General features: G+C 50.6%; 19 protein-coding genes. All 19 read left to right on the top strand.

Features of this window, described 5'->3' with window-relative positions:
- Window positions 1-266 precede the first annotated feature (266 nt).
- Complete coding sequence (gene glmS, locus FHK95_RS19230; RefSeq protein WP_150306254.1) at window positions 267-2,096, top strand: glutamine--fructose-6-phosphate transaminase (isomerizing); 1,830 nt, start codon at window positions 267-269, stop codon at window positions 2,094-2,096.
- 113 nt (window positions 2,097-2,209) lie between these two features.
- Complete coding sequence (gene wecB / locus FHK95_RS19225; protein ID WP_150306253.1) at window positions 2,210-3,343, top strand: non-hydrolyzing UDP-N-acetylglucosamine 2-epimerase; 1,134 nt, start codon at window positions 2,210-2,212, stop codon at window positions 3,341-3,343.
- An 82-nt stretch (window positions 3,344-3,425) separates the two neighbouring features.
- Window positions 3,426-4,685: a UDP-N-acetyl-D-mannosamine dehydrogenase gene (gene wecC, locus FHK95_RS19220; protein WP_150306252.1), complete on the top strand. Its 1,260-nt coding sequence runs from the start codon at window positions 3,426-3,428 to the stop codon at window positions 4,683-4,685.
- A gap of 61 nt (window positions 4,686-4,746) precedes the next feature.
- The gene (locus tag FHK95_RS19215; RefSeq protein ID WP_178114858.1) at window positions 4,747-5,739 is read left to right on the top strand and encodes a polysaccharide pyruvyl transferase family protein; all 993 of its coding nucleotides are present in this window, start codon (window positions 4,747-4,749) and stop codon (window positions 5,737-5,739) included.
- Entirely contained in the window at window positions 5,709-6,953 is a 1,245-nt protein-coding gene (locus FHK95_RS19210; RefSeq protein WP_150306250.1) for an oligosaccharide flippase family protein, read from the top strand. Before FHK95_RS19215 ends, FHK95_RS19210 begins: the two co-directional genes overlap by 31 nt.
- Window positions 6,953-8,020, top strand: a complete 1,068-nt coding sequence (locus tag FHK95_RS19205) for a glycosyltransferase (RefSeq protein WP_150306248.1) — start codon at window positions 6,953-6,955, stop codon at window positions 8,018-8,020. The genes FHK95_RS19210 and FHK95_RS19205 overlap by 1 nt, the downstream gene beginning before the upstream one ends.
- A 15-nt stretch (window positions 8,021-8,035) precedes the next feature.
- Window positions 8,036-9,142: an EpsG family protein gene (locus tag FHK95_RS19200; protein WP_150306247.1), complete on the top strand. Its 1,107-nt coding sequence runs from the start codon at window positions 8,036-8,038 to the stop codon at window positions 9,140-9,142.
- A 3-nt stretch (window positions 9,143-9,145) separates the two neighbouring features.
- A complete protein-coding gene (locus FHK95_RS19195) occupies window positions 9,146-10,036 on the top strand; it encodes a glycosyltransferase family 4 protein (protein ID WP_150306246.1) in 891 nt (296 codons plus the stop codon).
- A gap of 13 nt (window positions 10,037-10,049) precedes the next feature.
- Window positions 10,050-12,164 carry a bi-domain-containing oxidoreductase gene (locus FHK95_RS19190; protein ID WP_408003652.1) on the top strand — a complete coding sequence of 705 codons (2,115 nt, stop codon included), beginning with the start codon at window positions 10,050-10,052 and terminating at the stop codon, window positions 12,162-12,164.
- Window positions 12,165-12,631: 467 nt separating this feature from the next.
- Window positions 12,632-13,834 carry an alginate lyase family protein gene (locus FHK95_RS19185; RefSeq protein ID WP_235906843.1) on the top strand — a complete coding sequence of 401 codons (1,203 nt, stop codon included), beginning with the start codon at window positions 12,632-12,634 and terminating at the stop codon, window positions 13,832-13,834.
- Window positions 13,831-15,009 (top strand): glycosyltransferase family 4 protein, encoded by a 1,179-nt coding sequence (locus FHK95_RS19180; RefSeq protein ID WP_150306243.1) that lies wholly within the window; start codon window positions 13,831-13,833, stop codon window positions 15,007-15,009. The genes FHK95_RS19185 and FHK95_RS19180 overlap by 4 nt, the downstream gene beginning before the upstream one ends.
- A gap of 1 nt (window position 15,010) precedes the next feature.
- Window positions 15,011-15,961 carry a UDP-glucose 4-epimerase family protein gene (locus FHK95_RS19175; RefSeq protein ID WP_150306242.1) on the top strand — a complete coding sequence of 317 codons (951 nt, stop codon included), beginning with the start codon at window positions 15,011-15,013 and terminating at the stop codon, window positions 15,959-15,961.
- Window positions 15,962-16,021: 60 nt separating this feature from the next.
- The gene (locus tag FHK95_RS19170; RefSeq protein ID WP_150306241.1) at window positions 16,022-17,041 is read left to right on the top strand and encodes an MraY family glycosyltransferase; all 1,020 of its coding nucleotides are present in this window, start codon (window positions 16,022-16,024) and stop codon (window positions 17,039-17,041) included.
- Window positions 17,038-17,625 carry an acetyltransferase gene (locus FHK95_RS19165; protein WP_150306240.1) on the top strand — a complete coding sequence of 196 codons (588 nt, stop codon included), beginning with the start codon at window positions 17,038-17,040 and terminating at the stop codon, window positions 17,623-17,625. Before FHK95_RS19170 ends, FHK95_RS19165 begins: the two co-directional genes overlap by 4 nt.
- Window positions 17,626-18,224: 599 nt before the next feature.
- On the top strand, window positions 18,225-19,310 hold the full coding sequence (locus tag FHK95_RS19160) for an LPS O-antigen chain length determinant protein WzzB (protein WP_178114856.1): 1,086 nt from the start codon (window positions 18,225-18,227) through the stop codon (window positions 19,308-19,310).
- A 456-nt stretch (window positions 19,311-19,766) separates the two neighbouring features.
- Window positions 19,767-20,414: a hypothetical protein gene (locus FHK95_RS19155; RefSeq protein ID WP_206668636.1), complete on the top strand. Its 648-nt coding sequence runs from the start codon at window positions 19,767-19,769 to the stop codon at window positions 20,412-20,414.
- Entirely contained in the window at window positions 20,402-20,620 is a 219-nt protein-coding gene (locus FHK95_RS20150) for a DUF4351 domain-containing protein (RefSeq protein WP_206668635.1), read from the top strand. The genes FHK95_RS19155 and FHK95_RS20150 overlap by 13 nt, the downstream gene beginning before the upstream one ends.
- Before the next feature lie 286 nt (window positions 20,621-20,906).
- The gene (locus FHK95_RS19150) at window positions 20,907-21,326 is read left to right on the top strand and encodes a nucleotidyltransferase substrate binding protein (RefSeq protein ID WP_150306239.1); all 420 of its coding nucleotides are present in this window, start codon (window positions 20,907-20,909) and stop codon (window positions 21,324-21,326) included.
- Window positions 21,323-21,695, top strand: a 373-nt coding sequence (locus FHK95_RS19145; RefSeq protein WP_150306238.1) for a nucleotidyltransferase domain-containing protein, incomplete at its 3' end; no start/stop codon positions are given. The genes FHK95_RS19150 and FHK95_RS19145, both read left to right, overlap by 4 nt.

Below are 21,695 nucleotides of genomic sequence, written 5' to 3'. Positions count from 1 at the left end.
GAGTAGGAGATTAAGGACAGTGAGCGCACATCTCATAATGGCCAGGGGCCGTACACCCCGAGAGACAAGGCCGGATATAAGCGTGCAATCTCATTCTCGAATGTCATGTGGCTTGCAACACGGGACGGGTCCATATAAGGGGCGACTCGCCGCGAATGGCGTCCGAAGGACGCCCCGGGTTTCCCTACCCATAAACAGAACCACCAGCACAACCCCAAAACAGCCACACCAAGCAATCAAAAACAAATCAGGACACCCCCACCCCCATGTGCGGAATTGTAGGCGCAGTCGCCAAACGCAACATCACCCCCATCCTGCTGGAAGGTCTGCATTGCCTCGAATATCGCGGTTATGACTCCGCCGGGCTGGCTGTGCTGGCGGAGGGCAATGGCCTGCTCCGCGTTCGCGCCAACGGCAAGGTCGCTGAGCTTGAAGCAGCACTGCAAGCCACACCCGCCGTCGGCCACCTGGGCATTGCCCACACCCGCTGGGCCACGCACGGCAAACCCGCCGAACGCAACGCACACCCGCACCTGTCTGATCGGCTAGCCATCGTCCACAACGGCATCATCGAAAACCACGCGCAACTGCGCAAAGAGCTGATCGAAGCCGGCTACACCTTCACCTCGGACACCGATACCGAAGTCGTCGCGCATCTGGTGGCCTTCCATTACAGCCGCAAGCCCGACCTGCTGTGCGCCTTCCGCGCCACCCTCAATCAGCTGCACGGAGCCTACGCCCTGGGCCTGATCCATGAGGATGAACCTGACACCCTGTATTGCGCCCGCATGGGCAGCCCGCTGGTCATCGGGGAGGGCAGTGAAGAACACTTCATCGCCTCCGACCCGCTGGCCCTGCTGCAGGTAACCGATCAGTTCATCTATCTGGAAGAGGGCGACTACGCACGCCTGACATTAACCAGTCGTGACGTATGGAACCGCCAGAACCAGCCGCGCAACTACCCGATCACCCGCTACGAACATGCAGCCCACAGCATGGACAAGGGCGAGTACCGGCACTACATGCTCAAGGAAATGTATGAGCAGCCCGCAGCCATAGCCGACACCCTGAGCGGCATCCTTAGTGAAGACAGCGTGCTCACCGCCGGCCTGGGCCTGGATGCCGAAGCACGCTTGAAAGACGTACAAGCCATTCACATCGTCGCGTGCGGCACTAGCTACCATGCTGGCCTGGTTGCCCGTTACTGGATTGAAGAACAAGCCGGCCTGCCATGTCAGGTGGAAGTGGCTAGCGAGTTTCGTTACCGCAGGGTGTCCGTCCCGGCCAATACCTTATTGATCACCATTTCCCAGTCCGGTGAAACGGCCGACACCCTGGCCGCACTGCGCCATGCCAAGCAGCAGGGTTACCTTGCCAGCCTGGCCATCTGCAACGTAGCCGGCAGCTCATTGGTACGCGAAGCCGACTGGTGCCTGCTGACCCGCGCTGGCCCGGAAATCGGTGTGGCATCCACCAAGGCATTCACGACCCAATTGGTAGCACTGCTGTGGCTAACCACCGCCCTGGCCCAGGCCAACAATCGCGCCCCAGAAATGATCAGTGCCAACGTGCGCGCCCTGCGCGGCCTGCCAGCGCTCATCCAGCAAGCATTAGCGCTGGACAGCGAAATCGAAACACTGGCCGCCACCTTCGCCAACAAGCACCACGCACTCTTTCTGGGCCGCGGCACCCATTACCCCATCGCCATGGAAGGGGCGCTCAAGCTCAAGGAAATCTCCTACATCCACGCCGAAGCCTACGCCGCCGGTGAACTCAAACACGGCCCCCTGGCTTTGGTGGATGAAGACATGCCCGTCGTCAGCGTCGCCCCCAGCGACAGCCTGCTGGAAAAACTCAAATCCAACCTGCAGGAAGTCCGCGCACGCGGTGGCCAACTGATCAACTTTGCCTGTGAAAGGGCAGACCTGGACGATGGCGAAGGCATCACCCACGTCAAGATGCCCTGGGTATACGAAAGCATCTCCCCGATCGTCTACACCATCCCGCTGCAACTGCTCAGCTACCACGTAGCACTGGTAAAAGGCACAGACGTAGACAAACCCAGAAATCTAGCCAAATCCGTAACAGTAGAATAACTAATTGATTTAAAAAGACTTCACACCCTCCAGTGGGAGGCGCGACCCGCGGCGATTGCTTTTAAAGCGTCAGCTCTCCTTCCACGACCGTAACTTGAATAGGTCCCAGTTTGATGAAGAAGTTGAAGACCCTCTGCATTTTCGGCACCCGCCCAGAAGCCATCAAAATGGCTCCCCTGGCATTGAACCTGGCCGCGGACGAGCGTATCGACGCAATAGTCTGTGTAACCGGTCAGCACCGTGAAATGCTGGATCAGGTGCTGGACCTTTTCGAGTTAAAGCCTGATTACGATCTGAATATCATGAAGGCAGGTCAGGACCTCACTGACGTTACAACAGCGATCCTCCAAGGCTTAAAGGCAGTACTGGCTGAAACAAAGCCGGACATTGTGCTGGTTCACGGCGATACGGCCACTACCTTCGCCGCGACACTGGCTGCGTACTACCAACAGATCCCAGTGGGCCATGTTGAAGCGGGTTTGCGGACAGGCAATATTTACTCCCCCTGGCCTGAGGAGGCAAACCGCAAGCTGACAGGCGCACTTGCCACGCTGCACTTCGCACCCACGAGCGCGTCAGCTCAGAATCTGATTAAAGAAGGCGTCAAGCGGGACAATATCTTCACCACGGGCAACACGGTCATTGATGCGCTGCTGGAAGTCATCGCGAAACTCGACCGCGATACCGACCTGCAGCAGCAGTTCAATAAGCAATTCGAATTTCTGGATGAGAACAAGCGCCTGATCCTTGTCACCGGCCACAGGCGAGAAAGCTTCGGCGGCGGCTTCGAGCGAATCTGCCAGGCTCTCGTTGAGACGGCGAAAAAGTATGAAGACGTTCAAGTCGTCTACCCGGTCCACCTTAATCCAAACGTGCGGGAGCCGGTCAATAGACTGCTGCAAGGTATAGGTAACGTCCACCTGATTGAGCCGCTGGACTACCTGCCCTTCGTATACCTAATGAACCGCGCCCACATCATCCTGACCGATTCCGGCGGCATACAGGAAGAAGCGCCCTCGTTGGGCAAGCCCGTCCTAGTAATGCGCGATACAACAGAACGACCTGAAGCCATAGAGGCAGGCACGGTTAAGCTCGTGGGAACGGATTCTGATGCGATTACTAAATCCCTCAGCGAGCTGCTGACCAATAAAAATGCCTACAACGCCATGGCCTTTGCCCATAACCCCTATGGTGATGGTCAAGCCTGCAATCGTATAAAAGATACGCTACTGAGCTGGAACCGGTAACGGAATACAAAGCTCTTCGACGAACTCTCAGTCACGATATCCCGCGTAAGTGGGAACCCAGCACAGAATATTAGGACTTATCATGCGATTCAACACCATCTCTGTAATCGGCCTCGGCTATATCGGTCTTCCCACTGCTGCCGTATTTGCTTCACGTAAAATCAAGGTAATTGGCGTAGATGTGAATCAACACGCGATCGACACGATCAACCGTGGCGAAATCCACATTGTTGAGCCTGAGTTGGACATCGTCGTGCATGCGGCAGTGACGCAAGGCTACTTGAAAGCGACCGCTACGCCTGAGCCTGCGGATGCGTTCTTAATAGCTGTACCGACCCCTTTTAAAGGCGATAACCACGAACCCGATCTAACTTACATCGAGTCCGCGAGCAAAATGATAGCTCCGGTCTTAAAAAAAGGTGATTTGGTCATACTTGAATCGACTTCCCCTGTGGGTGCCACAGAGCAAATGGCAGAGTGGCTGGCTGAAGCGAGACCTGATTTAACATTCCCACAATCACATGGAGAGGATTCCGATATACGCGTGGCGCATTGCCCCGAGCGTGTTCTGCCAGGTCATGTAATACGGGAACTGGTTCAGAATGATCGAGTTATTGGCGGAATGACCTCTAGATGCTCAGAAGCAGCAAGCTCACTATATAGAATATTTGTAGAAGGTGAGTGCGTAGTTACAAACGCACGCACAGCCGAGATGTGTAAACTAACCGAAAATAGCTTTCGTGATGTAAATATCGCATTTGCGAATGAGCTGTCAATGATCTGCGATAGACTCGGTATCAACGTCTGGGAGCTTATTGCACTGGCCAATCGTCATCCGCGAGTAAATATTTTGCAGCCAGGTCCTGGTGTAGGAGGTCACTGCATTGCAGTGGATCCTTGGTTTATCGTTAGCAGAACTCCTGAGCAGGCAAAGCTAATCCGCACCGCTCGTGAAGTTAATGACATGAAACCTTATTGGGTGGTTGAGAAAATTTTGGAAGCAATCAGCGAGTTTGCTAAAGAACAAGGCAAGGCAGAATGCGATATAGTTGTTTCTTGTTACGGGTTAGCTTTCAAGGCTAATATTGACGACCTTAGACAAAGCCCTGCTTTACAAATATGCAAAGAAATATCAGGTCAGCATAAAGGCATAACGCTGGCAGTGGAACCAAACTCAGAAGGCAGCCTGGAAGTTGAAGGGGTGAATGTTGTCGCAGTCGATTATTCGCGCATGTATTCTGATGTTCACGTAATACTCGTCGATCATAAAGAGTTTGAAAATCTTGTAATTACGAAAGGCGTTCTGCTTGACTTCAAAGGCGCCTTAAAGGTTGATCTGTGATATGAGTAAATTCAAGAATAAAGTAGCGGCGTACACAAAGTACAGATTGAAGAGATATGGTGTGAATAAACTTCTGGGATATGTTGAGTTAAATCCTGATCTGCTGTGTTTGTTCGATACAAGTATTTCCTCTCTAAACTTAGGAGATGAGATAATAAACTCGTGCGGTAAGGACGTGTTAGAAACCATCTTCCCGGAAAAACAATTTTTGATCGCAAGCACGCATAATGGAATTTCTGGTAAAATTATAACAGATGCTAATAATTCGGGCATTAGAATAGTTTGCGGCTCGAATTTGCTACACCCGAAGCTCGCTAGCGGGCGCGGGTCTTGGAATATCGGGTTTCTAGACGTGATCCGTATGAAGAAAGTATTATTGATGGGCGCCGGTTGGTCAAATTACTCAGGGCGTGTTGGCTATATAAATAAACTGTTCTATAAATTATTGTTAAGTCAGGACGGCGTTCATTCAGTACGTGACGAGTATACAAAGAGAAAGCTAGGCGAAATGGGGGTGCATAACGTTATAAACACCGGCTGTCCTACTATGTGGGGGCTAGACCCAAAATTTTGCAATAAAATCAGAGTGACTAAAGCAAGCAAAGCAGTGTTTACTCTGACTGATTATGATAAAGACCCTGAAAATGATAAATATATGGTTAAAACACTGCTAGAAATGTATGAGTCGGTATATTTCTGGCCACAGGGTAGCGGAGATTTAAGTTATTTCAAAGAGCTGGCCGTAGAGGGGGTTGTCCGCATAGCTCCCCGATTGTCGTCTTATGATGAACTGTTAAATAACGGCGACATTGATTTCGTTGGTACGAGATTGCATGGCGGTATACGAGCATTGCAGTATATGCAGAGAGCGATAATTGTGTCAATCGACAATAGGGCAAGAGAGAAGGCAAAAGATTTTGGATTGCCAATAATCGAGCGTTCCTGTTTGAAGCAAGACCTGAAAAATAGGATCATAGAAAGTCGAACGGTAGATATCAAAATCGACTCCTCAAGTATTGATAAATGGAGATCTCAGTTTGGGCGGTTAAGTTAGCTATGAAGGCGTCCATTTTTTATATGGCCGAGCAATATATTCCAACAGCTCTCTCAGCTATATTTATCTTCTATTTCGCAGCGGTAGCTGATGTAGAGTTTGTCGGGAAAATAAACTACTACTTGTCGATCGTTGGCATTCTCTCAATATTCTCGTTGACTAGCATTGACCAGTTATTGCAGAAAGAAATAGTGAATAACACTACTCTGGCGGAGAGGTATACGAATGCACTGATCAGTATCAAGATAGTATCTGCAATCTTGGTTTTCCTATCGGGGGCGCTTATTTCTTACTTGTTTATCCCGGCGGATACCGTAGTATTTTTGATTTTGCTTTCTGTGTTGTTTGCCAATAGTTTGAATACCATTCGGTCAGTTTTGATTGCTGATAATTTATATAAGAAACAGATCAGTATTACTCTGCCATGGAGTATTGCGAGCTTTTTTTTAAAAATGTTTTTGGTTAAACACGGAGTAAGCGCCGGCATGCTCGCGTTCTGTTTTATTTTAGATTTCTTTGTTGTTGGTGGAGCTCTATTTTTATGGTACGTAAGGAATTATAGTTATAAATTCCACGTCGACTTGGAAGTGTTAAAGTATTTTTGGGTGGAGGGAAAATACCTGTTCATGTCCGGTGCGGTGCTATTGTTTTATGCAAATATAGATAAAATTATTATAGGTAAATTTGTATCGGAAACGGAATTGGCCAGCTATAGCGTGGCTTTTAAATTATTGAGCTTGTATCTTATAGCAAGTGCGGCATTCAACTTGGGGTTTGTGAGGAAGCTAAAGTCGTCAAGTGTAGATCTAAATAAACACTGCAAAGATATGCTTTCTTTCTCATTGTTGCTAGGGTTGTGTGGAACGATAGTTAGTTATCTATTGTCCCCGATAATAATTGAGATTATATATCCCGAGCGCTACTTAGATGCAAGGGATTATGTGCGCTACCTGTCTCCTTTAGTGTTTTTTTCTTTCCTCTTGTCGAGCACTGGACGTATTTTGGTAGTGAAGTCGTATTCTAAACACGCATTCAAGAGAAATCTTTACGCTCTGGTCGTTAACTTAACAGTAAGTGGTGTGTTGGTTCTTGAGTATGGTGTGTCCGGTGTGCTAGTGGGTGTGATGTTAAGCTTCTTAGTTAGTTCGTTTTTATATATTTCTATAGTGCGTGAGCTGCGTGATGAATTTAAATTCATCATTTTGGGGAGATAATGAAAATATTATATTTGATTGGTAGTCTGCAAGGGGGGGGGGCGGAGCGAGTTGCAACTCGATTGTGCGCAGAATGGAGTAAAAGACATTACGTGGTTCTAGCTTCTGGCGATTCGATTAAGAATGATTTTTACGAAGTAGATGGCAGGGTCGAGAGGGTATCTTTAGGCTTTTCATACACTAAAGAAAATTTTTTTATAGAAAGACTTTGCCGTGTGATGAGGATTCTAAAGATATATAGGAGTGTATCTCCGGATGTAGTTATCGCTTCCTGTACAGATATGTCTCTGCTGAGTTTGTTATCGCTAGTATTGTGTCGATCGAAGATAATAGTTTGTGAGCACAATAACTATCATGCGGTTCGCTCAAAAATCAAAAGAATCTGTAGAATCATCATATATAGAAAAGCACGCCGCTTAGTTTTGCTAACAGAAAGAGATGTAGTGAATTACACCTCACGACTTTATCCTGCTAGTAAAATAGTTGTCATGCCTAATCCTTTAGGTATAGAAAATAACCGATTGGTTTGTCGTGAGAAAGATGATGTTTATCGCTTGTTAGCCGTTGGTCGGCTTACTGAGCAGAAAGCGTTCGATCGCCTTATAGAGTTGTTTCCAAATATTGACTCACGGTGTGCTTTGACTATCGTGGGTGAGGGACCGTTGCGCGAAAAGCTCCAAAACAGTATATCGAATTTGGGCTTGGCAGAAAGAGTTAGGCTTGTAGGTAGTACAAGGAATATCGAAGATTTCTATCGCAAGCATGGGTTGCTTCTCATGACGTCAATATATGAAGGTCTTCCAATGGTCATTGGGGAGGCAAATAACTTCGGGGTCCCTGTGATTGCTTACGATTGTCCAACTGGACCGAGAGAACTGATCTCTAATGGTGTAAATGGGTACTTGGTTGAGGATGGTAATGCCGATGAATTTTGTGCGGTTGTTAATAGAGTTGTTGAGGATTTTTCGGCGTATAAGGTGGTCAGCGAAAGCTCCTTAATAAACTCGAATAAATATTCCATTGCAGAGCTATGTCGCAGATGGGAAGCGCTGTTTAGTGACCTATGAGAACGAGAGTGGAACGTGACGATTTATACGGTTTTGGTGGTCGCAGTATGCTTTTTTTGTTCTTTAGCTTGGGTCGATTCGCGCCAGGTATCACGATTGTCGTTGATTGTCGGAACGGTCATTCTCATAATCTTCACAGCGTTGCGTTTTGAATCCGGCGCAGACTATGATTCATATGTTGAAATTTTTCTAGCGAGCCCTAGCGTTTCTGAATTGTCGTTGTCTGCTCTAAGACAAGTTCCTGCTGAGGTGGGATATGTACTGCTCAATTCTCTGTTTAAATCTGTTTCCTCGGAGGCTTTTCTTTTTTTAGCGTTGCTGTCTTGCCTTAGTATTGCTTCTAAGTCATTTGTAATATATAAGATGTCAGATATACCATACCTTTCTTTTGTTTTGTATTTTGCATTTGTCTATTTCAATTCAGAATATATACAAGTTCGGTGGGCCTTCGCATTAAGCTTGATTTATGTGGCTCTTTATCTTTACGTTTCGAGAAGATCCACTTTTGGCGCAGTTATTGCTCTGTGCGCAGCTGTATCCATGCATGTTTTTTCTCTCTATTTTGTATTTGCATTCATCGCTTATATAGCGGTGAGTGATCGATTTTCCGTGCCGGTATTTTTTTGGTTTGGGCTTGGTTGCTTAGCGACTTCGTTTTTATTGAATATTTCCGAGACGATGTTGGTTCTCGTTTCTACCGTTGGTTTCGATGGGTACTTCTACCAAAAGCTTGTTGGTTATCTGCGTTCGGTAGGGGATGCGGTAGCTTGGCATGTGACTCTAAGATATGTTCTGATATATTTTTTGGTATGCTACTTCGCAAGAAATTTTTCTGACAGTGGAAGCGAGGGATTGTATAAATTCTATTGTTATATTTTTGGAGTTGTGATGCTACTTAGCTCGTTCCCGATTGCTTTGTCTCGCGGTTATATTTTTTGTGAATTGCTGTCTGCACTATTGATTGCTAACGGGGTTGCTAGGATAAAGTGTTCATACACAAAAATGGTTTGGATGATTTTGATATTGCTGGTTTGCCTAATATACTGGCTCCTGTTAGGTCAGGCTTTTGTTAGGAATGATCACATTTATGAATATAACACGTGGTTGAGATTGATAGGATGATTTGTGAAATTTTATATAGTTGGTAGATATCCTCCGCCGATTGGCGGAGTGAGCGTCTACACAAATAGACGGTTCAATGAGATGTTGAGCGCGGGCGGCGATGTAGGGAAGATTGACCTCGGTCGCCGTACTTCTCTTTTTAAATTGCTTAGGAAAGGCTCTGCGACCTATGAAGTTAATTCACTTAATATAATCGTAATACTCGCGTTCTTTATTACTGGTAAGATTGGGAAGGCTGTTTTTGTAGATCATAACTCGTCAAGGTCTATAAAGGGAGTTAAAAAACGTGCTACCTTATGGCTTATTCGGCACGCTCGTAAGATTTTGATAGTTAACGAGCAGCTCAGAGATTTTTATAACGAGAGCATCACCGTGGAGCTCATTTCACCTTTTATTCCTCCCGATCAATCCGAGGAACAGGATGTTGTCGGAAGCTATCCGGTCGGATTGGTAGATTTTTTACAACAGGGCAAGGTATTAGTGAACTCTTCATGGAAGTACGTTCCCTACGGGCGTTCTGATCTATATGGAGTGGAAGATTCAGTCCGGCTTTTGAATAATAGTAATTACCGTCTGGTCCTGTTTATTGGTGATTATGATGTCTCGCGGGTTCCTCAAAGGGTGGTTTCTGAAATAGAACGTTTCGTTCAAGAAGGTAGATTGTTTCTTGTCACTGGCCAGAAGCAAATGTGGCCGGTTTTGAAGATGGGGACCTGCTTGTTTTTGCGGCTCACTCCTACTGACGGAGACAGTGTTAGTGTTAGGGAAGCGTTATATTTTGGCTGTCCTGTAATTGCATCGAACGCCGCTGCCAGGCCGGAAGGATGTATGCTGTACGATTACAATTGTCCTGTTTCCCTTATAGAAGCGATAAGCGAGCATTATAGTGATTAATATTCTGCAAGATATGAGCAATGGTCGTACGTCCTTGGTGTCGAGTCCCTCACCTTCGGCAATTAGCGGATGTGTGCTCGTTGATAGCGTTGTTACCCTTATTTCAGCTGGTACGGAGCGCATGCTTGTTGGCTTTGGTAAAGCGTCCTACTTTGATAAAGCTCGTCAGCAACCCGAGAAAGTAAAGATGGTGCTGGAGAAAGTCCAGACAGACGGGTTGATGACAACAATCGAAGCCGTTCAATCGAAGCTAGGCCAGCCGTTACCTTTGGGTTATTGCAACGTAGGCGTGATTGCTGAGGTGGGCAAAGGAGTCGCCGGCTTTAAGGTCGGCGACAGAGTTGTGTCCAATGGCCCCCATGCCGATGTTGTCCGGGTTGCCAAGAATCTCTGTGCGAAAATCCCTGATGAAGTCAGTGACGAAGAAGCTTCTTTTGTCGTTGTGGCCAGCATCGGTTTGCAAGGTATTCGGCTGGCGCAGCCAACATTGGGCGAATGCTTCGTTGTAACGGGCGTCGGACTTATTGGTTTGCTCACGGTTCAGTTGTTGCGAGCGCATGGTTGCCGTGTTTTGGCGATTGATTTCGACGAGTCGAAACTTGAATTGGCTAGGCAGTTCGGTGCGCAAACCTGTAATCCCGGTCAAGGCGAGGATCCCGTTGCTGTCGGAATGGCGTTCAGCCGTGGTATTGGCGTCGATGGCGTGATTATCACCGCTTCCACTAAAGTCAGCGATCCGGTTACTCAAGCTGCTCGGATGAGTCGTAAGCGTGGCCGTATCGTCCTGGTTGGTGTTACTGGTCTGGAGTTGAATCGAGCAGATTTCTACGAAAAAGAGCTGACATTTCAGGTTTCATGCTCGTACGGTCCTGGGCGCTACGACCCAGCTTACGAAGAGCAAGGCCAGGACTACCCAATCGGGTTCGTGCGCTGGACCGAGCAGCGTAACTTTGAGGCAGTTCTGGATATGATGGCTAGCGGGCAGGTTGATGTTAAGCCGCTAATCACCCACCGGTTTGAGTTTGAAGATGCTTCCGACGCTTATGAATTGCTGACCACAGACAAATCGGCTCTTGGTATTTTGCTCAAATATTCCAGCGAGCCAAGTAGCAGGCATGTAAAGACGGTCAAACTGGCAGGCTATCAGCCGATCAATGCGCAGAAACCGGCGGTAGGTTTTGTCGGTGCCGGCAACTATGCTTCGCGCGTGCTCATCCCGGCTTTCAAGGCTGCTGGCGCACAGCTGCATTCCATTGCGACCTCTGGCGGTATCAATGGTGTGGTGCATGGGGAGAAAACAGGGTTCGCCGAAGCGACCACTGATACCCAAGGGATGATCGATAATCCGGCCATCAATACTATCGCCATCGTGACGCGACACAACAGTCATGCTCGATTCGTCAGTGCCGCATTAAATGCTGGCAAGAATGTTTTTGTCGAAAAGCCCTTGGCGATTACGCTGGAGGAGCTCGCGGAGGTAGAGCAAGCGTACCAGCAGGCTCAAGAAAGCGCCTGTACTCGTTTGATGGTCGGATTCAATCGACGTTTTTCCCCTCAAGTCCAGAAAATGAAGGCACTGTTGGCTCCGGTGACGGAGCCTAAATCTTTCATTATGACTATGAATGCTGGCGCTATCCCCGCCGACCACTGGACGCAGGATAAAACGGCTGGTGGCGGACGGATCATTGGCGAAGCCTGCCATTTTATTGACTTGATGCGTTTTCTGGCTGGTTCCGAAATCGTATCAGTTCAGGCTCGCCGCATGGGGGATAGTTCGTCTGTTGCGATTACTGAAGATAAGGCATCCATTACTCTCGGTTTCGCTGACGGTTCATTTGGCACCATCCTTTATTTCGCGAACGGTGCTGCGAGTTTTCCAAAGGAGCGCGTCGAGGTTTTTGCTGCTGGCCGTGTGTTGCAGTTGGATAACTTCCGCAAGCTTAAGGGGTATGGTTGGCCGGGATTTAAGAAGATGAATCTATGGAAGCAAGATAAAGGGCAAATCCCTTGTGTTACTGCTTTTCTCGCGGCCATTGAGCAGGGAGGCACGTCTCCAATTGCGCCAGAAGAAATATTCGAGGTTGCAAGAGTTTCTATAGAGGTGGCGAATCTGTTGAGATGCCAATAAGCATGTCGCGGATTCAACGACTTTATCACACTGTTAGATATTTACGCGCGGAGCAGGTGCTTTACCGCCTGCTATATCGAGTCAGGCCATTGCGCGCCATCGCACCAATACATGCAGTACAAGCTAAGACGGTTGCCGTTATTGATTGGCCGAAATATATACAGTCGACAACTGAAAATGGGGAGTCCTTCACTTTTTTGGGGGAATCCGGAAGTATTAACGGAGACTGGAATTCCCCGAAGTATTCGAAGCTATGGTTGTACAATCTTCATTATATCGATGAGTTAAATTCTGAGGGTTGTAAAAGAAGTGTGCCATTAATAGATGGAATTGTAGACAGCTGGATACGCTGTAATCCTCCTTTTACTGGTAACGGGTGGGAGCCTTATACAATATCTCTTCGTCTGGTTAACCTAGTCAAGTGGTGCGTTCGGGAACAGCATGCTCGGCCAGAGGTGATTAGCAGTATGGCGCTGCAAGCGGAAGCATTATTGAAGCAGCGTGAATACCATATTCTTGGTAATCACCTTTTTTCTAATGGTAAGGCCTTGGTTTTTGCGGGTTCCTTTTTAGATTGTAATAGATCAAGAGATTGGCTTGAATCTGGGTTGCAGATATTAGACCGGGAGATCGCGGAGCAGTTCTTATCTGACGGTGCGCACTACGAATTATCGCCCATGTATCATTCAATACTTATATGGGATGTGTGCGACCTGATACTTCTCGGTAAACACGCTCGGCTGTCTAGCTTAGATCGTAGGATGGATAGCTGGATAAATGTCGTAGAAAAAGGCATCGCTTGGCTACAAGCAATGGCTCATCCTGACGGGCAGATTGCTTTCTTTAACGACGCTGCTTTTGGGATAGCGCCCTCTCTGGCCCACCTGGAAGAATACGCGAGAAGAGTCAGTTGCCGCTGTGAAGTGTCTGTGTCGGCAACGCCCGCAGAAACGAAAGGATGGCAAGGAAACGCGCTCGCTGAAAGCGGCTATTTTTCAGTAAGCTATCCCGCGCTAAACCATAAAGCACTTCTTGATTGCGCGAGAATCGGACCAGATTACCAGCCTGGTCACTCTCATGCTGACACGCTCAGCTTTGAGTTGAGCCTGTTTGGTGCGCGAATATTCGTTAATTCTGGCACCTCCCAGTACGGCGAAGGTCATGAACGAAATCGACAGCGCAGTACCGCTGCTCATAACACCGTTGAAATCGATGGAGAGAATTCGTCAGAAGTATGGGCGGGATTTCGCGTGGCGCGAAGGGCTTACCCAACGGTCGAGCGTTTCGATGATGAGGATGGGGTTATCGTCATAAAAGCCAAACATACTGGCTACCAGCGGTTGAAGGGGCGGAACGTCCTTTCACGGGCATGGCTATTTGAACAGGAATCCCTTGAAGTTAGCGACGCCGTTGATGGGCCTTATGGAGTAGCTGTCGCACGTTTATACGTACATCCGGATGTCACTTTTGTAAACCGGGACGGTGTGTTAACCGCTGCGGTCGATGCAGCAGGCGACGTTCAGGTCACGTTTGAGGGAGCCGATCAGGTGCGTTTGAAGCCCGCCACCTGGCACCCGCGGTTCGGTGAGGTTATCGAAAACCAGTGCATAGAGGCGGTCTTCAGCTGCGGAAAACTGGTAACACGTATTCAGTGGAGTAGCAGTGAATGAGGTTTTTGATATTGAGTTTCTACTATCAGCCCGACCTTTCGGCTGGCTCGTTCAGAACAACCGCGCTGATAAAAGCTCTGCTGCAGGAGCTGCCGGATGATGCGCATATCGACCTTATTACCACGTTACCTAATCGTTACAGTTCATTCTCTAGTGATGCCCCTCAGCGCGAGGAACTTTCCAGGCTCACTGTGCATCGGCTTGCGCTGTCAGCCCACAAAAGCGGCATGATAGATCAGTCGAAAGCGTTCATTTCCTACGCCAGGGGTGTGATGGAATTGGTGAAAGGGAAGGAGTACGACCTCGTTTATGGCACCTCATCCCGGCTGATGACAGCAGCACTGGCAAAATATGTTGCTTGGCGTGCTAAAGCGCCGTTGTATCTTGATATCAGAGACATTTTTGTCGACACCATCAAGGACGTGCTGCCGGGGAAGTCGATGATGGTTATCAAACCGGTTGTCACCCTGCTTGAACGCTGGACGCTCAGATCGGGAGGGAAAGTGAATCTGGTATCGGGAGGGTTTCTTCCATACTTCGAGCAACGCTATCCAAACAATAGTTACTCCCTGTTTACTAACGGGATCGATGATGAGTTCATTGAGGCCGGTGCCCAAGAAGGTGAGCGGGGTCTCGGGTCGCTGACTGTTCTGTATGCGGGTAATATCGGTGAAGGACAAGGCCTGCACTTCATTATTCCTGAGCTTGCTGCGCATTATCGTGGGCGGCTCCGTTTTCAAATCATTGGCGACGGAGGAAGGCGCCAGCAGCTTGAGGATGCGCTTGCAGCGAAAGGCTGTCTGAACGTGGAAATATTACCTCCGGTGAAACGAGAGGAGCTTATCGCAGCCTATCAGGCCGCGGATGTACTGTTCCTGCACCTCAATGATTACGAAGCCTTCAAAAAAGTGTTGCCCTCCAAGATTTTTGAGTATTCCGCTCTCGGTAAACCGATCTGGGCCGGCGTGGCGGGGTATGCGGCTGAATTCATTAAAACTCATGTCAGTAACGCAGCGGTATTCGAGCCGTGCAGCGTGGGGCAGGCGATAGAGGCCTTCGAAACAATTCAGCTCGATACAGCCCCTAGGGCGGAATTCGTAGAGCAGTTTGCGAGGCGGAATATAATGCAGTTAATGGCCAAGGATGTTGTTTTGGCTTCCGCGGAGCGTTGTTGATATGGAAACCTTGTTGACCGGTGCCACCGGATTCGTCGGACGAGCCGTTTGTGCCCGCTTGCTTGCAGCGGACCACTCGGTTACCGCACTGGTGCGAAACCCCAATGCCTCGCTAGATGAGCGCGTGCAGCTGATTCAGAACGGTGATTTTACAAAGGGTGCGGCGGCTTGCTTTCAACAGCAGCGTGACATTGTGATTCATTGCGCCGCACGTGTGCATGTTATGAATGATTCCGCGACTGATCCGCTAGCCGAGTTCAGACGAGCCAATGTGGAGGGCACGCTGGCTCTCGCGAGCCAGGCCGCTCAGGCGGGTGTAAAGCGCTTCATCTTTATCAGTTCGATAAAGGTTAACGGTGAAGGTACTGCGTTGGGCCGTCCGTACACCGCTTTCGATGAGCCCGCGCCCCAGGATCCTTACGGCATATCCAAGTTCGAAGCAGAAGAGGGGCTCAAGGCTCTGGCGGTTGAAACGGGTATGGAAGTCGTGATCATTCGGCCCGTGCTGGTGTATGGGCCGGGGGTGAAGGCCAACTTCCAGAGTATGATGAATTGGATGAACAAGGGCGTGCCGTTGCCGCTGGGTGCGATTCATAACAAGCGCAGCTTGGTGGCGCTGGATAATCTGGTTGATCTGATAATGACCTGCGTGGATCATCCTGCTGCTGCAAACCAGACATTTTTGGTGAGCGACGGGGAGGATCTGTCGACTACTGAACTGCTCAAGCGCACAGCTCGCGCACTGGGTAAGACACCGCGGTTATTGCCGATACCAGCGGGGCTATTGGAGCTGGGTGCGGCTATGCTGGGTAAGCGGGCGGTAGCGCAGCGGTTGTGTGGCTCGCTGCAGGTGGATATTAGACATACCTGTGAAACGCTTGGTTGGCAGCCGCCTGTGTCGGTGGATGACGCGTTGAAAAAGACCGCTGATGTGTTTTTAGCGGGCCGTTGAGTATGTATTGCGGTAGATTTCTGCGTAGGCGGGAATGATGAACCACTGAAAGGAAATTGTATGCTTTGGTTGCTTTTGATCCTGGCCGTGGCCGGGATTTCTTGTTTATTTACCTTCGCTCTTCGCCGTTATGCCTTGGCCAATAGCTTGATCGATATCCCCAACGCCCGTAGCTCGCATTCGATACCTACCCCTCGTGGTGGTGGTGTGGCGGTTGTGGTGGTGTTTCTTGCTGCGCTCGTTTTACTGCCCTTTGTTAGTGATCTGTCATGGCATTGGGTGATTGGTCTCGGGGGTAGCGGGTTGTTGATCGCGATGGTTGGCTTTCTGGACGACCACGGACATATCGCTGCCCGCTGGAGATTGCTAGCGCATTTCTCGGCTGCTGCCTGGGCGTTGTTCTGGATTGAGGGCAATCTGGTGCTGCAACTGCCGGGGTTGACGGTTGAGCTTGCCTGGTTGGTGTATGCGCTGGCTGTCTTCTTTCTGGTGTGGTTGCTTAATCTGTATAACTTCATGGACGGCATTGACGGCATTGCCAGTATCGAGGCGATTACCACCTGTCTGGGTGGAGCCTTGATCTATTGGTTGCTCGGCCATGACGATCAGATTCTGGTGTTGCTGGTGCTTGCGGCTGCGGTGGCGGGTTTTTTGTGCTGGAACTTCCCGCCGGCGCGGATATTTATGGGGGATGCCGGTAGTGGCTTTCTTGGGCTGATGCTGGGTGTGTTGACGGTGACAGCCGCCATGGTGGAGCCGCAGCTGCTCTGGAGCTGGCTGATTCTGCTGGGGGTGTTTGTACTGGATGCCACCTGGACGCTGTTTCGCCGGTTGGCGCGGGGCGACAAGGTGTATGAAGCCCACCGTAGCCATGCATATCAGTTTGCTTCGCGGGAGTTCGGGTCCCATCTACCCGTTACCTTGGTCGTACTTGGCATAAACGTGCTGTGGCTGTTGCCCTGGGCGTGCGCTGTGGCGCTGGGCTATATCGACGGACTGTTGGGCTTGGTGATCGCGTATGTGCCGTTAGCCATATTGGCGGTGCGGTTCAAAGCGGGCGCGCTTGAGGAGCAGGCATGACTGGCGCCTTGCTGGTGCTGGGCGCGGGAGGGCATGGCAAGTCTGTGGCTGAGGCAGCTTTGTTGGGTGGGCAGTGGGATCGAGTCGTGTTTCTGGATGATGCCTGGCCGGATGTGTCTGAGGCCTTGGGTTTTGAGGTGCTGGGTAAAGTTGCGGATATTGCTGCGGTAGCTGATCGTTGCCAGGGCGCGATTGCCGCGGTAGGTAACAATGCGGTGCGTGATCAATGGATTGATTTGATTGAGCGCGCGGGTATTGAGCTGGTTTCTGTTGTGCACCCAAAGGCGTGGGTGAGTCTCAGCGCAGTTGTTGGTGCGGGTACGGCTGTGATGGCTGGGGCGGTGGTGGGTACGCTTGCTGACGTGGGACGGGGTGTGATCATCAACGCCAACGCGACGGTGGATCACGATGTGGTGATGGAAAAGCTGTCGCATATTGGGGTGGGCGTGCAGCTGGCTGGCGGCGTGCGGGTTGGTGCGCGGGCCTGGTTGCAGGCGGGTAGTAGTTGCGGGTATGGCGTTGTGGTGAAGGCTGGGGTGACGCTGGGGCCGGGGACGGTTTTGGGGTGCCTCGCGGGGCGTTAAGTTATCTTTCTGGTTTCATTCAGCGTCGCTCCGTGGCGATGCTAATTTGTCTTTTTATGGAGACACTAGATCGACAGACAGATAGTCCGCAAATCGTAACCGAAACGCACAAAGGTTGTAACAAACTAACTCTCTAAGATAGTATGCGGGCGAAATCGCTCGTCGCGGTATGCCAGGCTGGACACTAGAGGCAGCTCCGATATTCAATCATGCGCAGTTACCGGCTAGCCGGGATCGGGACAGGATGTCAGTCGAAACCCCAGCTTCGCCTCAGTGGTATGTCGTGCAATGCGGACCCCGACAGGATGCAGGCGCTGAAGAAGGTTTGGGCGATCAGCATATTCCCTATTGCCGCATGGTAGGCACTCCTCAGGTGCTCCGACAGAAAACGCCGCCCCCCGTCGAAGAATCCCTTTTCTCTGTTCTCAATGCTGTCGCCTCAGCAAAAGCTAGCATACCGTTTGCTTCACGCCGCGGCGTGCTCCGGCTGTTATCACCTTTTCTATCGTGTGCACTGCTCCCCCTGCCGAAGGACCTTTCGGAGGTTTGGACGTACGTTTTGGGCGGTGGCGAACTTAATTTTTGACATAGAGGTTACTGTGTACGAAGAAAGTAAACGGCAAATGCCACGCGCAGAAATGGGTGAAATAGACTTATTTGAGCTCTGCGGTAACCTTTGGAAAGAAAAAGGGCTGATAGCCGCTTTCACCATTCTTGGTGCTGTTCTAGCCATTGCTTACGCCTTACTGGCTACGCCAATATATAAGACAGAAGCCACCGTCATCCCGCCACGCCAGAGTGATATCGCCGCGTTCAATCTGGGTCGACTATCAGTGCAAGCGGGGCTGATTGAATACACCACTGATCAGGTGTACGCCGTATTCAAGCGCAATCTATTTTCTGCTTCACTTCGGAACACCTTCTTTGAACAACACTACCTCCCGTATCTAGGGATTGATGCAGCGCAAGGCGAGGCTGTTGCACGCGATGGTCTTCTTCGCAGTTTTGATCAGATTTTAACAGTCAGCCAACCCGACCAACGCGGGCGCCCTGACTTTTACGAAGTCGCCGTAGAGTTGGAAGATCCCAAGTTGGCAGCGGCCTGGGCCAACCAATACGTAGATCTCGCCGCAGAGAGCGCCACGCAAGAGATGGCAGAAAACGTAAGTAGCGAGATATCGAATAGAAGTCGGGTCGCTGAAGCGGGAATAAGCGGTCTGCGCGCCCTTGCCCAGCAGCAGCGCCAGGATCATATTGCTCGGCTGAGAGAAGCGCTTGGTATCGCTTCCACGCTGGGAATCGAGGACCCTCAGGTTACTGTAGGTCGATCTTTTGCAGATAGCGAGTTAGCGGCTTTTGTTGAAGGCGATCTGATGTATATGCGGGGTACCCGCGCATTACAAGCAGAGCTGCAGATGCTAGAAAGCCGCGAGAACGACGATCCGTTCATTCCTCAACTGAGGGATTTAGAAAGCCAGCTGGCGATGCTGCGGGATATCAGCGTTGATAAGGAGGCAGTGGCAGTCTTTACGCTCGATGGCACAGCGGAGGTGCCGGAAACGCCAATAAAACCCAAAAAGCCGCTAATAGCCGTATTGGGAACACTTTTGGGGGGGATGCTAGGTGTTGGCATCGCGCTGCTTCGCATTGCGCTCAGGGATCGCAATGGAAGTGCCGCGAAGTAGCCGACTCGATGTCGAAGGGCGTTGGATTGGATCAAACGTGGAAGTTTCGACCGGATCTGACGCTCGTCTTGAAAAGGACGAGATGCGGTGTTTAATAAAGACTTGGCGTAGCGCAGGTGCGCTACACCCCCAGGAAGGCTTGGCGACTGCGGATTNAGGTGCGCTACACCCCCAGGAAGGCTTGGCGACTGCGGATTGGTTTTCCCTGGGGTTGGTGAGCGGTTCGGGCCGCGTTCGGTCTCGCCGATGAGCCGCGTTCGGATCTACCGACTGGTTCTAGCGGGCTTCGGAAATAGGCGTAGCGCAGGCGCGCTACGCCCCCAGGGAGCCGCACCCGCGTAGATATCGACCTTCGAATCCATTTCGACTCCTTCACACTTTCTCCTATCCGATTTGCGCTGTTGTTCGTCGCTATTGATACTGGATGCATAACCAGTTCGATGAGGCGAGCCAGCAATGTCCGGCCCTACCAGCCATGACCAGAACTTTAAGAACCTGATTATCGATTATCCGCAGCAGGCGTTAGAGTTCTTTGCAGCAGCGGAAGCGGTGCATCGGGATAACGACGCACGTATCACGCCGATTCGTCAGGAGCAGTTGAAAAACCGCCTCGGCGACCGCTTCCATGAGCTGGATGTGCCGCTGCTGGTGGAATGGCCTGATGGTAGTCGGGAGGCTTTACTGTTCATCCTGGAGGAGGAAACTAATCCGGCACGGTTTTCGATTCATCGCCTGGTTCAGTATTGCGCGGACCTGTCTGAAATGTTCAAGACGAACAGGGTGGTACCGGTGGTGATCTTTCTGCGCGCGGCCAAGAGCGTGCCGGAGACACTTGTGCTGGGCGGCAATTCCTTCACCTATCTGCGCTTCAGTTATCTGAAGTGTGAGCTGGCTAGCCTCGATGCCGATCAGTACTTGAGAAGCTCGAATCTGGTAGCGCGGTTAAATCTTCCTAACATGCAATGGTCTGAAGACCGCAAGGTGGATATCTACGCTCGGGCAAGTACCTGGACTTCATCGACATCTATACAGCCCTGGAAGATAATCAAATGCACGAATACCAGACGCGATACCCGCAGGAGAACTCCAAAATGGTCGGTTTGACAGAACGTTTGTTGAACGAGGGCATCGAGAAAGGGCGCCAGGAAGGCGAAGCCAGCATGCTCATCCGCCAGCTTACCCGACGTTTCGGCCCGTTGGATGAGGCTGTTCTGCAGCGTTTGCAACATGCCGGTTCAGATGATCTTGAACGCTGGGCGGATAACATCCTCGATGCGCAGACGCTGGACGAGGTGTTTAATCGTCACTAGTGGTTCTGTTCCGGGGCCGCAGTATTGGCCGTCCTTCGGCCAGCGTCGCGGCGAGGGCGCCACTCATACGAATTCTCGTGTGAGGTCTGAATCATTGATGTTCTTACCCAACTCTTCTCGCATCGGCGATGCTTATGGTTTTCCCTGCGTTGGCGTGCGCCTCGGGCGGTGTTCGGGCTTGCCGACATGGGGGCTTTGTGCGCTGCAGGGTGTTGGCGCAGCACAGGCGCGCCACACTCCCTGCTGAGGTGCTACTCCGCAGGGTTTGTTCATTGGAACATTAAATGTGACCGACCAGGATGTGCGTTGGATACAGCGCTTGGCAAACTACAAGAGAGCACGTTCCAGGCTGGTTAGCGCAGTTGAGCTTGCGCAAACCAGGGAGCTCAGTGATCTGGAAAAGCTAGGGTTAATTCAGGTGTTTGAGTTTGTGTTCGAGCTGGTCTGGAACGTGATGAAAGACTATTTTTACTATCAAGGCAATCCGGCCATTACTGGATCCCGCGATGCGATACGCAGCGCCTTCAAGCTTGGGCTGATTGACGACGGCGAAGGGTGGATGGAGATGATCAAGAGTCGAAACCAGTCCGCTCACACATACAACGAATCAGTTGCCAACGAGATTACCGGTAAGATCCTCAATAGTTATCACATTCTATTTGCGCGGTTCGAAGCAACCATGCAGGAACGGTCGAGCAGCCTATGAGTCACGAGCAGTTCGGTTTGCCCGCGTATGCCATCGAACAGTTGCGAGAGATCTTCACCCAATGGCCGCAAATTGACAGGGTGCTGTTGTACGGGGCTCGTGTGAAAGGCAACTATCGACCGGGCTCGGATATTGATCTGACCATAGAGGGGATGGCGCTTGATCTCACCACTTTGTTGGCGATTGAGAATCGAATAGACGACTTGCTGCTTCCCTGGACCGTTGATTTGTCGTTAATGCACGAAATTGATAACGCGTCGCTTATGGATCATATCGGGCGGGTAGGCGTGCCTTTTTATGTTCGCTCGGGTCAGAGCTCTTGGCGTAGCGCAGGGGCCACGAACCTGTGGGAGGCCCGCCCTCGGGGCG

The sequence above is a fragment of the Pseudomonas saliphila genome (genome assembly GCF_008638345.1).
GTDB classification, from domain to species: Bacteria; Pseudomonadota; Gammaproteobacteria; order Pseudomonadales; family Pseudomonadaceae; genus Halopseudomonas; species Halopseudomonas saliphila.
Note: the sequence above shows the minus strand (reverse complement) of the source record. Positions and strands in the feature narration are given on the sequence as shown.